Source organism: Paenochrobactrum sp. BZR 201-1, assembly GCF_044987585.2.
GTDB classification, from domain to species: Bacteria; Pseudomonadota; Alphaproteobacteria; order Rhizobiales; family Rhizobiaceae; genus Paenochrobactrum; species Paenochrobactrum pullorum.
The window spans coordinates 167246-183072 of the sequence record NZ_JBJDRZ020000007.1 but is presented as its reverse complement, the minus strand read 5'-3'; the positions used below and the strand labels follow the sequence as shown (position 1 = coordinate 183072).

General features: G+C 50.5%; 16 protein-coding genes. 2 read left to right on the top strand and 14 right to left on the bottom strand.

Annotated elements, in window-relative coordinates; translation table 11 throughout:
• Position 1: 1 nt before the first annotated feature.
• Positions 2 to 994, bottom strand: coding sequence for a tRNA dihydrouridine synthase DusB (gene dusB / locus ACI0FR_RS07030; protein WP_404905943.1), 993 nt, complete (start codon positions 992 to 994; stop codon positions 2 to 4).
• A 168-nt stretch (positions 995 to 1162) separates the two neighbouring features.
• Here dusB and ACI0FR_RS07025 point away from each other — a divergent pair, with 168 nt between their 5' ends.
• Positions 1163 to 2389: a bifunctional 2-C-methyl-D-erythritol 4-phosphate cytidylyltransferase/2-C-methyl-D-erythritol 2,4-cyclodiphosphate synthase gene (locus ACI0FR_RS07025; protein WP_404906013.1), complete on the top strand. Its 1227-nt coding sequence runs from the start codon at positions 1163 to 1165 to the stop codon at positions 2387 to 2389.
• Positions 2386 to 2892, top strand: coding sequence for a CinA family protein (locus tag ACI0FR_RS07020; RefSeq protein WP_404905944.1), 507 nt, complete (start codon positions 2386 to 2388; stop codon positions 2890 to 2892). Before ACI0FR_RS07025 ends, ACI0FR_RS07020 begins: the two co-directional genes overlap by 4 nt.
• On the opposite strand, the gene ACI0FR_RS07015 is transcribed toward ACI0FR_RS07020, so the two are convergent.
• The 13 genes from ACI0FR_RS07015 to ACI0FR_RS06955 form a co-directional block, all read right to left on the bottom strand.
• The gene (locus ACI0FR_RS07015) at positions 2893 to 3345 is read right to left on the bottom strand and encodes a type II toxin-antitoxin system RatA family toxin (protein WP_404905945.1); all 453 of its coding nucleotides are present in this window, start codon (positions 3343 to 3345) and stop codon (positions 2893 to 2895) included. It abuts the gene before it with no gap.
• 7 nt (positions 3346 to 3352) lie between these two features.
• Positions 3353 to 4318, bottom strand: a complete 966-nt coding sequence (lipA, locus tag ACI0FR_RS07010) for a lipoyl synthase (protein ID WP_404905946.1) — start codon at positions 4316 to 4318, stop codon at positions 3353 to 3355.
• A 21-nt stretch (positions 4319 to 4339) separates the two neighbouring features.
• Positions 4340 to 4618, bottom strand: a complete 279-nt coding sequence (locus ACI0FR_RS07005; protein ID WP_374830866.1) for a GlsB/YeaQ/YmgE family stress response membrane protein — start codon at positions 4616 to 4618, stop codon at positions 4340 to 4342.
• Between the two features lie 10 nt (positions 4619 to 4628).
• A complete protein-coding gene (locus ACI0FR_RS07000) occupies positions 4629 to 4856 on the bottom strand; it encodes a hypothetical protein (protein ID WP_374831155.1) in 228 nt (75 codons plus the stop codon).
• A gap of 54 nt (positions 4857 to 4910) precedes the next feature.
• Positions 4911 to 6374, bottom strand: a complete 1464-nt coding sequence (gene lpdA / locus ACI0FR_RS06995; protein WP_404905947.1) for a dihydrolipoyl dehydrogenase — start codon at positions 6372 to 6374, stop codon at positions 4911 to 4913.
• Between the two features lie 17 nt (positions 6375 to 6391).
• Positions 6392 to 6979, bottom strand: coding sequence for a GNAT family N-acetyltransferase (locus ACI0FR_RS06990; protein ID WP_374830862.1), 588 nt, complete (start codon positions 6977 to 6979; stop codon positions 6392 to 6394).
• Positions 6980 to 7040: 61 nt separating this feature from the next.
• Positions 7041 to 8375 carry a pyruvate dehydrogenase complex dihydrolipoamide acetyltransferase gene (locus ACI0FR_RS06985; protein WP_404905948.1) on the bottom strand — a complete coding sequence of 445 codons (1335 nt, stop codon included), beginning with the start codon at positions 8373 to 8375 and terminating at the stop codon, positions 7041 to 7043.
• 15 nt (positions 8376 to 8390) lie between these two features.
• Entirely contained in the window at positions 8391 to 9767 is a 1377-nt protein-coding gene (locus ACI0FR_RS06980) for a pyruvate dehydrogenase complex E1 component subunit beta (protein WP_404905949.1), read from the bottom strand.
• 18 nt (positions 9768 to 9785) lie between these two features.
• Positions 9786 to 10826, bottom strand: coding sequence for a pyruvate dehydrogenase (acetyl-transferring) E1 component subunit alpha (pdhA, locus tag ACI0FR_RS06975; RefSeq protein WP_374830856.1), 1041 nt, complete (start codon positions 10824 to 10826; stop codon positions 9786 to 9788).
• 135 nt (positions 10827 to 10961) lie between these two features.
• Positions 10962 to 11291 (bottom strand): FtsB family cell division protein, encoded by a 330-nt coding sequence (locus tag ACI0FR_RS06970; RefSeq protein WP_374830854.1) that lies wholly within the window; start codon positions 11289 to 11291, stop codon positions 10962 to 10964.
• 425 nt (positions 11292 to 11716) lie between these two features.
• Positions 11717 to 12994 (bottom strand): phosphopyruvate hydratase, encoded by a 1278-nt coding sequence (gene eno, locus ACI0FR_RS06965; RefSeq protein ID WP_404905950.1) that lies wholly within the window; start codon positions 12992 to 12994, stop codon positions 11717 to 11719.
• Between the two features lie 198 nt (positions 12995 to 13192).
• Complete coding sequence (gene kdsA, locus ACI0FR_RS06960) at positions 13193 to 14026, bottom strand: 3-deoxy-8-phosphooctulonate synthase (RefSeq protein ID WP_404905951.1); 834 nt, start codon at positions 14024 to 14026, stop codon at positions 13193 to 13195.
• A gap of 168 nt (positions 14027 to 14194) precedes the next feature.
• Positions 14195 to 15823, bottom strand: a complete 1629-nt coding sequence (locus tag ACI0FR_RS06955; RefSeq protein WP_374830848.1) for a CTP synthase — start codon at positions 15821 to 15823, stop codon at positions 14195 to 14197.
• Between the last annotated feature and the right edge of the window lie 4 nt (positions 15824 to 15827).

Below are 15827 nucleotides of genomic sequence, written 5' to 3'. Positions count from 1 at the left end.
GTCACGCCGCCATCTTATTGGATTTATTGAAAATATCGGTGAGCTGAGCAATCACTTGTGCCGGATCAGTCATCGTCATAATGCTGGCGCGATCTGCCGGAACAAGCGCATCACCGATATGGCGATCAAGATACCAGCCTAAGTGCTTGCGCGAATGGCGAATGCCTGTTCGGTCACCATAATGCTTCAACATATCTTCGTAATGCATTATAATATAAGATAAAATTTCATTTTTATCAGCAAACTGCTTACGCGCATTTGTAGCAATGGCACCCGCCAGCCACGGCTGGCCATAGCTTGCACGCCCGACCATCACCGCATCTGCGCCAGAGCGGCGTAAAATCTCGTCTGCATCCGCAGTGCTGGTCACATCACCATTGGCAACCAGCGGCACTTTGATTTCCGCCCGCACAGCAGCAATCGCATCCCAATCGGCATGGCCTTCATAAAACTGGTTGCGGGTGCGCCCATGCACAGTAATCATCGCAATACCGGCGGCTTCAGCACGCCGTGCCAGTTCAGGCGCATTGATGCTGTTTTCATCCCATCCAAGGCGCATTTTTAAAGTAACAGGCACTTTCACGGCTGCAACCGTTGCCTCCACCAGTGTCATTGCATGATCAAGATCACGCATCAAAGCCGAGCCGGAATAACCGCCCGTCACCTTCTTGGCAGGGCAGCCCATATTGATATCAATAATATCAGCACCTTCGCCTTCAGCAATTTTGGCAGCCTCCCCCATCCAATGCGCTTCACGTCCGGCCAATTGCACCACATGGGTGCCAAGGCCATCGCCATTCAGCCGCAACATGCTTTCTGAATGACGTGCACAAAGTTCGGCACTGGCCACCATTTCCGAGACCACCACACCGGCGCCCGCTGCTGCCGCACGACGACGGAACGGCAAGTCAGACACACCCGACATCGGAGCCAAAAACACACGGTTCGGCAGTTCTACACCTGCAATAGAGATCGGGTGATTCAGCAGTGCCATTTAAAGCCCTTTAAGAAATTGCCTATTATTTAGGCATTTTTATAATGCCTATTATTTAAGCAATATACTATTAATGCGCAAGAAAACACCCACAGAAATGCAGTTAATGCATTCATTGGCTGGCATTTTTTATCCTCCCGCTTTAAATCACTGGAAAGGCTTAATTTAATTGAAGGCAATGCAACTTTGAAAACAGCAGCAGTGGTCGTCGCTGCCGGACGCGGAGAACGCGCCGGACAGAGCATTGAAGGTCCGAAACAATACCGTCACATCGGAAATCAGGCAGTTTTAATGCGCACGCTGGCCACATTTCTGCAATGTGATGCGATTGCGCGTATTGTTGTTGTTATCCATGCCGATGACAAAGCGCTTTATCAGGCAGCCTGTCCGTTGGCAGATCCGCGCATCATCACTGTGACCGGTGGCCCGACCCGTCAGGAATCAACGCAACTTGGCCTTTTGGCACTGGAAGTTGATAAGCCTGATTATGTGATGATCCATGATGGCGTGCGCCCATTCGTGACCCAAGATTTGCTCGCCCGCATCATGGCCAATCTGTCGCCTTCAAGCGGCGTATTACCAGCCCTTGCTGTTTCCGACACGCTGAAACAAGCGGATACAAATGGCATGGTACAAAAAACCGTGCCGCGCGCTGGCCTCTATGCCGCCCAAACCCCGCAAGCCTTTCCTTATGCACCAATTTTTGAAGCCCATAGTAAAGCGCTCAAAGCAGGTTTGACCAATTTTACCGATGATGCCGCCATTGCCGAATGGCACGGGCTGGATGTAACTATCATTGAAGGCTCCGCCGACAACACCAAACTGACATGGGCAAAGGATATTGAAATGGCCAACCAACGCTTGAACAATGCGCAAGGTTTTTTTCCTGATGTGCGCACCGGCAATGGCTATGATGTGCATGCCTTTGAAGAAGGGGATTTTGTCACTTTATGCGGTGTTGAAATTCCGTTTGATAAAAAGCTCTCCGGTCACTCCGATGCCGATGTTGGTTTTCATGCCCTCACCGATGCGCTGCTTGCAACCCGTGGTGCTGGCGATATCGGCACGCATTTTCCGCCATCCGACCCGCAATGGAAAGGTGCTGCATCGCATATTTTCCTCGAATTTGCGGTGAAATTGGTGCGTGAAGCAGGCGGTCGTATCACCAACACGGATGTGACACTGATCTGCGAAGAGCCAAAGATCGGCCCGCACCGCCCTGCCATGACAGAGAGACTCGCCAAAATTCTCAAGATCAGTGCAGATCGTATTTCGGTTAAAGCCACCACCAATGAAAAGCTCGGTTTTTTAGGCCGCGGTGAAGGTATCGCAGCACTTGTTACCGCAACTGTCGTCTATCCCGGTGAAGTGCCCGCCAGCGAGAAAATCTCATGAGTGAATTGATCGCAGAAAGCAAAGCTATTAAAGTTTTGGAAGCCTGCCGCAAAGCAGGCCTCATGCTGGCAACGGCTGAATCCTGCACTGGCGGCATGATTAGTGCCAGCCTTACCGATATTGCCGGTTCATCAGATGTCGTTGATCGCGGCTTTATCACCTATTCCAATGCGGCCAAAACCGCGATGATTGGCGTACCCGCAGCACTTATTGACGATAAAGGTGCGGTTTCCAAAGAAGTAGCACTTAGCATGGCAAAAGGCGCATTGAAAAATTCCGATGCGAGTGTGAGCGTTGCCGTAACGGGCGTTGCTGGCCCTGCTGGCGGTTCAGATGAAAAGCCGGTCGGCCTTGTTCATATTGCCAGTGCCATTCATGGCAAAGACACTATTTTACACCGTGAATGCCGCTTTGGTACCGACAAAACGCGCGCAGAAATCCGGCATTTGACCGTGCTGGCAGCACTTGATTTAGTCTTGGAAAATATCAGCGAGAAAGACTGATCAAGCTTTAAAAATCTGATCGGCACGCTTTTCAAAGGCTTCCGAAAATTTGCGGAATGCCAGATCAAACATTGAGCCCATCAAAAGCCCGAGTGTGCGGCTTTTAAACTCATAATCGATGAAGAACTCGACATCACATGCTTCGCCATCGCCCACCGGAATAAATGTCCAGCGGTTATCCAGATAGCGGAATGGCCCGTCAATATATTTGACCTCAATCACATTCTCGTCCGGTTTGAGTAAAACCTGACTGGTGAATGTTTCGCGAATAAGTTTATAGCCCACCGTCATATCGGCGATCAGCAAGGCTTTGCCATCACGTTCTTTGCGCGAACGGATGGTCAGCGCTTCACACATCGGCAGAAATTGCGGATAGCTCTCCACATCCGCAACCAGCTTGAACATGTTTTCGGCGCGATGCGCGACGCGCCGTGTATTGGTAAAACTCGGCATGCGGTTCTTATACTCGCGCCATCACCTGCGCTTCACGCGCAGCTTTCAGTTTCGCAAAATCATCACCCGCATGGTGCGAGGAACGGGTCAACGGGCTTGATGCAACCAGCAAGAAGCCTTTGGTACGGCCAATGGTTTCAAACGACTTAAATTCATCAGGCTTCACAAAACGGATGACCGGATGGTGCTTGCGGGTTGGCTGTAAATACTGACCGATGGTCATGAAATCCACGTCAGCAGAACGCAAATCATCCATCAATTGCAAAATTTCATTACGCTCTTCACCCAAACCAACCATGATGCCGGATTTGGTGAAAATGGTCGGATCCAGTTCCTTGACGCGCTGAAGTAAGCGAATGGAGTGGAAATAACGCGCACCCGGGCGCACTTTCAGATATTTCGACGGCACTGTTTCCAGATTATGGTTGAATACATCAGGACGCGCCTTAACCACAATTTCCAATGCGCCTTCTTTGCGCAGGAAATCCGGTGTCAGAATTTCAATGGTCGTGCCAGGTGCGGCTTCACGAATGGCATGGATCACTTCGGCAAAATGCTGTGCGCCGCCATCCGCCAGATCATCACGGTCAACAGACGTGATCACCACATGCTTCAAGCCCATCTCTTTCACGGCCTTGGCAACACTGGCTGGCTCACTGCGGTCAAGCGCTTTAGGAATACCGGTTGCAACATTACAGAAAGCACAGGCACGGGTGCAGATTTCACCCATAATCATGAAAGTTGCGTGTTTCTTGTCCCAGCATTCGCCGATATTCGGGCAACCAGCTTCTTCACAAACCGTCACCAGCTTGTGCGAGCGGACAATCTCGCGTGTTTCATTATAGCCTTTGGTAACAGGCGCTTTAACGCGGATCCAATCCGGTTTTTTCAGAATGACATTATCCGGACGATGCGCCTTCTCAGGATGGCGCGGACGCATGTCTCTGGCAACCGTATCAAGAACTGTGACCATAAGTTAAATCCTGCCTGTCCTCTATTTTGACCGTTGACCGTTCAACAGATCAAAAAACCAAAGAATAATAATGGCACCTGCGGTTGCGGCAATCAAATTGCCGGCAAAACCCCAAACCTGAAACGACAAAGCTTGCGCCAATGCCGTACCCACAAATGCTCCGGCGATCCCTAACAGAATACTGATCAGGAATCCATAGTTTCGCTTCATTGCTTTATTGGCGATATAGCCTGCCAGAAAGCCGATCAGCAGCGTGCCGAAAAACCCATAGCCATCAAAAACAACTAATTGATTTTCCATCGGCTTTTCCTCACTTTTCGGCAGCAATACCGATTGCGCGCACCAATAATGCGCCAATCAGACCAAAGAAAAATCCACCAATTCCAAGTGCCAGTGTCAGCGACCAAACGCCGTACCAACCGGAAAGCGCCGTTCCGTTCATCGATATAATATTGCCGGACAGCATACTCAAGGTCCCCGCACCAAATCCCAGTGCCAGACCGATGACTGTTGCCCATTTCAATATCGGCCATGCCATAGCACGCCACGGATGGCCGTTTTTAATAAGCGGAATAGCGCTTCTCCTGCGTTATTAAGCGTTCAACACTTTGCCATAGGCATCCAGCACGCTTTCCTTCATCATTTCTGACAAGGTCGGATGCGGGAAGACTGAGTGCATCAGTTCTTCTTCGGTGGTTTCCAAATTCATGGCAATCACAAAGCCCTGAATAAGCTCGGTGACTTCCGCACCAACCATATGGGCACCAAGCAACTGACCGGTTTTCTTATCAAAGATGGTTTTAACCATGCCCTGATCTTCGCCCAATGCAATAGCTTTACCATTGGCGGCAAACTGATAGCGGCCAACGCGGATATCATAGCCCTGCTCTTTGGCTTTGGCTTCGGTCAAACCAACGGATGCTACTTGCGGGTTGCAATAGGTGCAGCCTGGGATCATGCTTTTATCAAGTGGGTGTACATTTGGCACACCGGCAATTTTCTCAACGCAGATAACACCTTCATGCTCGGCCTTGTGTGCCAGCATTGGTGGGCCTGCTACGTCACCAATCGCATAAATACCAGCCACATTGGTTTTACCGAAACCGTCAATCACCACGCAACCGCGGTCTGTTTTAACGCCAAGCTTTTCAAGGCCGAGATTCTCGATATTGCCCTGCACACCAACCGCCGAAATCATCCGGTCAACGGTCAAGGTCTGCACTTTGCCGTCTTTGGTTTCGATATGAGCAGTCACATTATTGGTGCCCTTCTCGACTTTTGAAACCTTGGCATCAGTAATGATTTTAAGCCCGCGCTTTTCCAAACGCTTGCGCGCAAATGTAGAGATTTCCACATCTTCCACCGGCATGATCTGTGACATCAGCTCAACCACTGTCACATCAACGCCCATATCATGGTAGAAAGAAGCAAATTCGATACCGATCGCACCGGAACCCATAACGAGCATGGTTTTAGGGAATTCTTGCGGCACCATAGCCTCAAAATAGGTCCAGATCAGCTTGCCGTCCGGCTCGATACCCGGCAATGCACGCGGACGAGCACCGGTTGCAACGATCACATGCTTGGCCTGATATTTGCCTTCACCAAGCACACCCTTTGGTGCTGGATGCTGTGGCTGCATCGGCACTTTGGTGCTTTTACCAACAGAAATTTCAACAGGGTTGTTGCCGGAAGCTGCTTTTTCAAGCTTGGCTTCGCCCCAGATCACATCGATCTTGTTTTTCTTCATCAAATAAGAAATGCCGCCGTTCAAACGCGCAGAAACCCCGCGTGAACGGTCAACAACAGCCTTAACATCGGCTGAAATCTTGCCATCGAGCACAAGGCCGTAATCTTTGGCATTTTCGCCTAAGTGCAGCACTTCAGCAGAACGCAACAAAGCTTTGGTCGGGATACACCCCCAGTTGAGGCAGATACCGCCCAAATGTTCGCGCTCAACGATTGCGGTTTTCAAACCCAACTGAGCTGCGCGGATCGCAGTTACATAGCCGCCAGGGCCAGATCCGATAACAATCACATCATAAATGTCGGCCATATCGTTCCTGCCTTTGTTCACATCACGCTGCGGGTCAAAAACACCCAGTCGTGTTTGTTACAATCTTCGAAGTGCGGCACCTGAGCGAGCCTGCTGACTTCCTTGAAATTCATTGATTTGTAGAGGGAAAGTGCCGCATGATTGTCGCTTTCCGTAATCAGGCTGGCAGCAATATTGCCTTGCTTTTCAGCCTGCTCAATCTCATGTGCCACCAGCAACCGGCCAAGTCCCTTGCCGCGAAAGCGCTTATAAACGCCCACACTGTCAATAAAACGATGGCCGATCATTTGCTGTTGCAATTGCAGCAAAGGCGCAAAAACCGGATGATCGGCTTCCTGATCGAGAATACCGGCCTCAATCGTATAACCCACTGAAAGACCGGCTGTTTCATAGTCAACTTCCGCTATAGCGGTGTTCTCCCAACCCTCTGATCCAGCTTGCGCCAGTGCCCATGCACCATATTCCAATGGCGTATCGGCTTCGCCTTCCAACACAGCCTTGTTCCAAATCCAACTGGCAAAACCATGCGACGACAGATCAACCAGAATGGCGATCTCTGCCGCATCACGTTTATGCGCCGGACGGATGGAAATTTGTTGTGTCATCAAAGCGTCTCCGGTGCTGCGCTTATGAGTATTTTCCAAAGCGCAGCACTGATTTTAATGCTTATACCAGCATGCCCATCGGATTTTCGATGCGGCGCTTGAAGGCCTGAGCAAGTTCGGCAGCCAATGCACCGTCAACAGCGCGGTGATCGGTCGACAATGTCACGGACATGACAGTTGCCACTTTCACTTCGCCGTTTTCAACGATTGCACGCTGTTCACCAGCGCCCACTGCAAAGATAGTTGCATGTGGCGGATTGATGATGGCCGCAAAGTCTTTCACGCCGAACATACCAAGGTTTGACACCGAAGTGCTGCCGCCCTGATATTCTTCAGGCTTCAGCTTGCGGTCACGGGCGCGCTTGGCCAAGTCTTTCATTTCATTGGAAATGACCGACAGGGTTTTGATTTCTGCATTGCGAACGATCGGCGTGATCAGACCGCCCGGAATGGAAACAGCAACACCAACATCCGCATGCTTGTGCACGATCATGCCGCTATCTGTCCATGATACGTTGGCATCCGGCACATCTCGCAGCGCAAGTGCAGTTGCCTTGATAACCATGTCATTGACGGAAAGCTTGTAAGCAGGCACTTCGCCCTTTTCGGTTTTAACCAGCGGTGCCGACGCGTTGATTTCACTGCGCAATGCTAGCAATGCATCCAGATTACAATCAATGGTCAGGTAGAAATGCGGCACTGTCAGCTTCGATTCCATCAGGCGGCGCGCAATAACTTTACGCATACCGTCATGTGGAACCACATCATATGAACCTTCCTCAAACAATTTGAGAACGGTTTCATCCGACATACCCTGCGGAGCAGCAGCAGGTGCCTGAGCAGCACTTGGTGCTTTTGTTGCACCGGAGCTTAATGCTTTTTCCACATCCTTCTGGATGATACGGCCACGCGGACCACTACCTGTCACGTCAGCAATATCAAGACCGGCTTCTTTAGCAATACGGCGTGCAAGCGGTGAAGCAAAAACGCGCTCACCTGTTGATGCAACTGGTGCAGGCTGTTGTGGTGCAGCTTCGGCCTTTGGTGCTTCTGCTTTCGATGCAGCGGCCGGTTCTGGAGTTGCTGCCGGTTCTGGAGTTGCTGCTGGAGCTGGCGCAGCATCGCCGCCCTTTGCAGCTTCCGCTACATCTTCACCTTCTTCGGCAAGGATGGCGATAACCGCATTGACCTTCACACCTTCGGTGCCGGCCGGAACCATCAGCTTGGCCACAACACCTTCATCAACAGCTTCGACTTCCATCGTTGCTTTATCGGTTTCGATCTCGGCGATCACATCGCCGGACGATACCTTGTCGCCTTCCTTGACCAACCATTTGGAGAGGTTGCCCTCTTCCATGGTTGGGGAAAGCGCAGGCATGGTGATTTTAATCGGCATGTCCTAAGAGCCTCCTCAGGCGGTGTATGTGACGGCTTTCACCGCCTCGACAACTTCCGCCACACTTGGCAGAGCCAGTTTTTCCAAATTCGCTGCATATGGCATCGGCACATCTTTACCTGCGATGGTCATGATTGGCGCATCGAGATAATCAAATGCCTGCTGCATCACACGGGCGGCAATTTCCGTACCAACGGATGACTGCGGGAAGCCTTCTTCAACGGTTACCAGACGACCGGTCTTCTTGACCGATTCAATCACGGTTGGAATATCCATCGGACGAATGGTGCGCAGATCAATGATCTCCACATCAATACCTTCCGCGGCCAGCTGCTCGGCAGCTTTGATCGCATAGGTCATACCGATACCAAAGGATACGATCGTTGCATCGCTACCAACCTTGTGGATACGTGCCTTACCGATTGGCAGTACGAAATCTTCCATATCCGGCACATCGAAATGCTGACCGTAGAGAATTTCGTTTTCCAGGAACACAACCGGATTTGGATCGCGGATCGCCGCTTTCAGCAAGCCTTTAGCATCAGCTGCCGAATAAGGCATCACAACTTTAAGGCCCGGAATATGGCTGTACCATGCTGCATAGCACTGGGAGTGCTGGGCACCAACGCGGGCAGCTGCACCACTTGGACCGCGGAACACCATAGGCGCACCCATCTGACCACCGGACATATAAAGTGTCTTGGCAGCCGAGTTTACGATCTGGTCAATTGCCTGCATCGCAAAGTTGAAGGTCATGAATTCAACGATCGGACGCAGACCGGCAAATGCTGCACCGACACCGATACCGGCAAAGCCATGTTCGGTAATTGGTGTATCAACCACGCGCTTATCGCCGAATTCGTCGAGAAGGCCTTGGGTTACTTTATAAGCACCCTGATATTCAGCAACTTCTTCACCCATCACGAATACGTTAGGGTCGCGGCGCATTTCTTCCGCCATTGCATCGCGCAATGCTTCACGAACAGTGGTCGAAACCATCTTGGTACCAGCCGGAATATCCGGATCATTGGCAACATCCAGAACAGGCGCCTGTGGTGTTGCAGCAGCAGTTGCAGACACAGTCGCGGCAGGTGCCTCAGCCGCAGCCGCAGCCGGAGCAGCAGATGCGCTTGCATCTTCGGCGCTTTCGCCGTCGCCAAGCAGAACTGCGATCACGGAGTTCACTTTGACACCCTCGGTGCCTTCAGCAACCACGAGCTTGCCAATGGTGCCTTCGTCAACAGCTTCAACTTCCATTGTTGCCTTGTCGGTTTCGATTTCGGCCAGAATGTCACCGGAGGTAACTTTATCGCCTTCTTTCACCAACCATTTGGAGAGCTTGCCTTCTTCCATTGTCGGAGAAAGGGCGGGCATGAGAATTTCTACAGGCATTTCTACACCTTCCTCGAATCAAAGCAAAATATCTGTGTAGAGCTCGGATACATCCGGCTCCGGATCGTGCGTCGCAAAATCAGCCGAATCGGCAACGATTTCACGCACTTCCTTATCGATATTTTTCAGCTCTTCTTCGGTTGCCCAGCCTTTTTCAAGCAAACGCTGCCTGACCTGTTCAATCGGATCGTGCTCGGCACGTATCTTCTGAACTTCTTCCTTCGAGCGGTATTTTGCCGGATCGGACATGGAGTGGCCGCGATAGCGGTAGGTCTGCATATCAAGAATGATCGGACCTTTGCCCGAACGTGCCCATTCGAGCGCCATTTCAGCAGCCGCATTCACCGCGCGCACATCCATACCATCAACCTGAATACCAGGAATGTTGAAAGACGAGCCGCGCTTGGAGAAATCTGTTTCCGCAGAAGAACGGGTCACCGATGTACCCATTGCATAGCGGTTATTTTCAATGATGAAGACAACCGGCAAATTCCAAAGCTTTGCCATATTGAATGTTTCGTAGACCTGGCCCTGATTGGAAGCGCCGTCGCCGAAATAAGTCAGGGATACATTGTCATTGCCGCGATAACGGTTGGCAAAAGCCAGACCTGCGCCCAATGGCACCTGCGCACCAACGATACCGTGGCCGCCATAGAAATGCTTCTCTTTCGAGAACATGTGCATCGAGCCGCCCTTGCCTTTCGACAAGCCGCCACGACGTCCGGTCAGTTCAGCCATCACGCCGCGGGCGCTCATGCCTGTTGCCAGCATATGTCCGTGATCGCGATAGGCGGTGATAACCTGATCACCTTCCTTCTGCGCCATCTGCATACCAACAACGACAGCTTCCTGTCCGATATAGAGATGGCAGAAACCACCGATCAGACCCATACCGTAAAGCTGACCGGCTTTTTCTTCGAAGCGTCGAATCAACAACATTTCGCGATAGCTGCTCATTTCTTGTTCTTTAGTGAAATCAGCAGGCTTGGGGGTCTTAGGTGCAGTGTTTGAAGCCGACTGTGATTTGGTCACAGGCGCCTTGTTAGCCCTCGATGCCATAATTTGCTCCCTATTGTCTTTCTGAAATAACCTTAAACGGGTGTCAAACAAGTTACAATATGCATGGGGGGCATAGCAGCTATGTTATTAAGTCTTTAATTTCACTCATTAAAAAGACTATTAACCATTTTTCAGTTAATCAGACGCATCTTCACGAGAAATAATTATCGTCAGTTCATTTTCATGAGAGAGATTAAGCGCGCGTCGCGCCTGTTCGTCAAGCATATCCTTTTCAATGGAGCCATCACGCAAAAGCGAGACGCGTCTTTCCATTGCACGACGCTCATGGGTCAGCTCATCTAGCTCGACCGTAAGAAGGCTCACTTGCTGCTGCAACCGCGCACTTGAATCGATGCCATATTCGCCGTGATAGGCGTGAAAACCAAAATAAGACAAGAAAGCAGTGGCCAGCAACGGCAACACAAATCGTCCCCGAATAGACTTACGCTTTTGCTTGGTCCACATACTCAACACATCCTTTGAGCCTTTTTAAGTTTCCGTCGAAACGTCTCAAAAAGGCCCTATCACTCATTTTACGCGCAACATCGTCCAACACCGCTGATAAAATTGTGCGGCGGCATCAGAAAAACGGTGGCGCACCCAATACAAGGCTGCACGAAATCCATCCGCATTCTGATTTTAACAATAAACATTATTTTGCTTAACAGAGCCTTACTCAAAGGCAGCGCAACCAAAACTTTATTAGAGCGCCGTGCACCAGACTTGATACTCAAAGATCACAATAACCCATTGAAACCAGATCATGTTTTCACGTTAAGCTGCTCCAAATTTAAGAAATTATGCTCTAAATATAAAAAAGCGGAGCATTGCTGCCCCGCCCTCATGTTTCATAAGCGATGAAGTTGTGACCTCACCGCGCTACAACTGTATTAAAGGAACTTCAGTGCCGAACGGCCGGCATAGCGTGCCTGCAAGCCCAGTTCTTCTTCAATACGGATAAGCTGGTTGTATTTTGCGGTACGGTCTGAACGCGCCAGTGAGCCGGTTTTGATCTGGCCACAATTGGTGGCAACAGCGAGATCCGCAATGGTAGAATCTTCTGTTTCACCGGAGCGGTGCGACATCACAGCTGTGTAACCAGCCTTATGAGCGGTTTCAACCGCATCCAAAGTCTCTGACAAGGTACCGATCTGGTTCACTTTGACCAGAATCGAGTTGGCAACGCCCATTTTGATACCATCACGCAGACGTGCGGAGTTGGTCACGAACAGGTCATCGCCAACGAGCTGGGTTTTGGTGCCGACGAGTTCAGTCAGGTATTTCCAACCTTCCCAGTCGTCTTCGCTCATACCATCTTCAATGGTTACAATCGGATAAGCACCAACCAGTTTGGCCAGATATTCAGCCTGCGTGCGCGGATCACGGGTTTGGCCTTCACCTTCATAAACGTAATTACCGTCTTTGAAGAATTCCGTCGCGGCGCAATCAAGGCCGATAGCGATTTCTTCGCCCGGCTTGAAGCCAGCCTGCGTGATTGATTCCATCACGAAATCAAGCGCAGCTTCAGCAGAAAGCAGATTAGGCGCAAAGCCACCCTCGTCACCCACATTGGTATTGTGACCAGCCTTTTTGAGGCGGGATTTCAGGGTGTGAAATACTTCTGCGCCATAACGAACAGCTTCACGCATCGAATTCGCGCCAACCGGCAGAATCATGAATTCCTGAAAATCAATCGGATTGTCCGCATGTGCGCCACCATTAATGATGTTCATCATCGGCACTGGCAGAATGTGGGCATTTGCACCACCGACATAGCGGTAAAGAGGCAGATCGCATGACTGTGCGGCAGCTTTGGCAACGGCCAATGACACACCAAGGATCGCATTGGCGCCGAGATTGCTTTTATTGGCAGTGCCGTCAAGATCAATCAAAGTCTGGTCAATATGGATCTGGTTTTCAGCATCCATACCGGCGAGCACGTCAAAAATCTGACCATTAACCGCAGCAACAGCCTTTTCAACGCCTTTGCCCTGATAGCGGCTGCCGCCATCGCGCAGTTCAACCGCTTCATGCGCACCGGTGGATGCACCGGAAGGAACGGCTGCACGGCCAAACGCGCCATCTTCCAGCAACACATCAACTTCAACAGTCGGATTGCCACGGCTATCCAGAATTTCGCGGCCGACAATATCAATAATCGCAGTCATAGAGACTTCGTCCTTCCACTTTTTGCAAACCACCTGCATGGCTGATGCCCTGATCAGTCATGCCTCAAAACCCAATTTATCTGACGCCCGTAACGAGCATACGGATTGACCCGTTCTACTTATGCTAACTGGGAGTGCGTGTAAAACATTACCGCACCCTTCCACAGGGCAAAAGCCTGAAATAATATAGCAGTAAAGTCACAAACCTTTGGCCAGACGATCAAATGCCATCAAAGTTTCAAGCAAAGCCGGCATATTGTCGATCTGCACCATATTCGGGCCATCTGACGGCGCATTGTCCGGATCTTCATGGGTCTCGATAAAGACGCCAGCCACCCCAACGGCAACAGCGGCACGCGCCAATGTTTCAACAAATTCGCGCTGCCCACCCGATGAACCACCCTGACCGCCCGGCTGCTGAACGGAATGGGTTGCATCAAAAATGACCGGCGAACCAAAATTCGCCATAATCGGCAGTGAGCGCATATCGGACACCAGCGTATTATAGCCAAATGATGCACCGCGTTCACAGGCCATCACATTCGGATTGCCGCTTTCTGTCACTTTCGCCAGCACATTCTTCATGTCCCAAGGTGCCAAAAACTGGCCTTTTTTAACATTGACGGCACGGCCGGTTTTGGCAGCTGCAATCAACAGATCTGTCTGTCGGCACAAAAAAGCAGGGATTTGTAAAACGTCGATGACATCAGCCACCAGCGCGCATTGCTCTTCGGTGTGAACATCGCTCAGAACCGGAAAATTATATTCTTTTTTGAGATCAGCGAACACTTCCAGCGCTGTTTCAAGGCCAATACCACGCTTGCCACTCAATGATGTGCGGTTGGCTTTGTCAAAGCTGGATTTATAAACCAAACCAATGCCGAGTTTGTCGGTCTGTTCTTTCAAGCGTCCCGCCATGTCAAACGCATGCTGACGGCTTTCCATCTGGCAAGGACCGGCAATCAGCGCCAATGGCTGATCATTACCAAAGGTCACATTACTTACACGTATAATCGAATTTGCTGTCGTCATGGTTGGTCAACCTTCATTATCATACATTCAAGCAGCTTTAGTTCCACAACTCCGCCGCAAAGAGAACCAATGTCACTGTAATTACATCGATAATATAAAAAAGCGCCACTGTTTATCACATATGGCGCTTCTTGTTTATTATTACATCAGGCAATCACACATTTGCAATCAAACCATTCTGCTTTGTTCCAATGCTGCGGCAATGAAGGACGCAAACAATGGATGCGGCTCGAACGGGCGTGACTTCAGTTCAGGGTGATACTGCACCCCGATGAACCACGGATGATCAGCATATTCAACGGTTTCAGGCAATACGCCATCCGGTGAAAGACCCGAGAACACCAGACCGCATTGTTCAAGACGATCTTTATAATCGACATTGACTTCATAACGGTGACGGTGACGCTCGGAAATGGTGGTATCGCCATAAATATCGGCAATACGGGTTCCGGCTTTTAACACGGAATCATATGCACCAAGACGCATGGTTCCGCCCAGATCACCTGACTGGCTGCGTTTTTCGAGCAGATCGCCCTTCAGCCATTCGGTCATCAAACCAACAACAGGTTCTTTGGTTGGGCCAAATTCTGTTGAAGAGGCATCTTCAATACCAGCCAGATTACGGGCAGCTTCAATGCAAGCCATCTGCATACCAAAGCAAATACCAAAATATGGCACCTTGCGTTCGCGGGCAAATTTAGCAGCTTTGATTTTGCCTTCCGCACCACGCTCGCCAAAGCCACCCGGCACCAAAATGCCGTGTACTTTTTCCAAATGCGGAGCAGGATCCTCGCCTTCAAAGACTTCCGCTTCAATCCATTCGAGATTAACGCGTACTTTGTTGGCCATACCACCGTGCTGCAATGCTTCAATCAGAGATTTATAAGCATCTTTCAGCTCGGTATATTTACCAACAACCGCAATCGTTACCTCGCCTTCCGGATTATGGATCAGACGGGACACTTCTTCCCAGCGCTCGATCTGCGGCTTGGGAGCCGGATCAATGCCGAATGCACGCAACACTTCCGCGTCAAAGCCTTCATTATGATAAGCAATCGGCACATCATAGATCGACTTGACATCCAGCGCCTGAATAACGGCACTTTCACGCACGTTACAGAACAGGGAGAGCTTGCGACGTTCATTTTCCGGAATCGGACGATCTGCACGAATGAGCAGAATATCAGGTGCAATACCGATGGAACGCAGTTCTTTGACAGAGTGCTGCGTCGGTTTGGTTTTCAATTCACCGGCCGTCGGAATATACGGCATCAAAGTCAGGTGAATATAAACCGCCATCCCGCGTGGCAATTCATTGCCCAGCTGACGGATTGCTTCCAGAAACGGCATGGCTTCAATATCGCCAACCGTTCCGCCGATTTCACAAAGAACAAAATCATAATCATCATTGCCAGACGTGATGAAATTTTTGATTTCATCCGTGACATGAGGAATAACCTGAACCGTCGCACCGAGATAATCGCCGCGGCGTTCTTTTTCGATGATATTGCGGTAGATACGACCAGTCGTAATATTGTCCTGCTTGGAAGCAGGCTGACCGGTGAACCGCTCGTAATGACCCAGATCAAGATCTGTCTCTGCCCCGTCATCGGTCACAAACACCTCACCATGCTGGTAAGGAGACATCGTGCCCGGATCGACGTTCAGATAAGGGTCGAGTTTACGGATCCGCACGCGGTAACCGCGTGCCTGAAGGAGTGCAGCCAATGCTGCTGCGGCAATGCCTTTTCCAAGGGAAGAAACCACGCCGCCTGTGATGAAAACATATCGCGCCATGGGC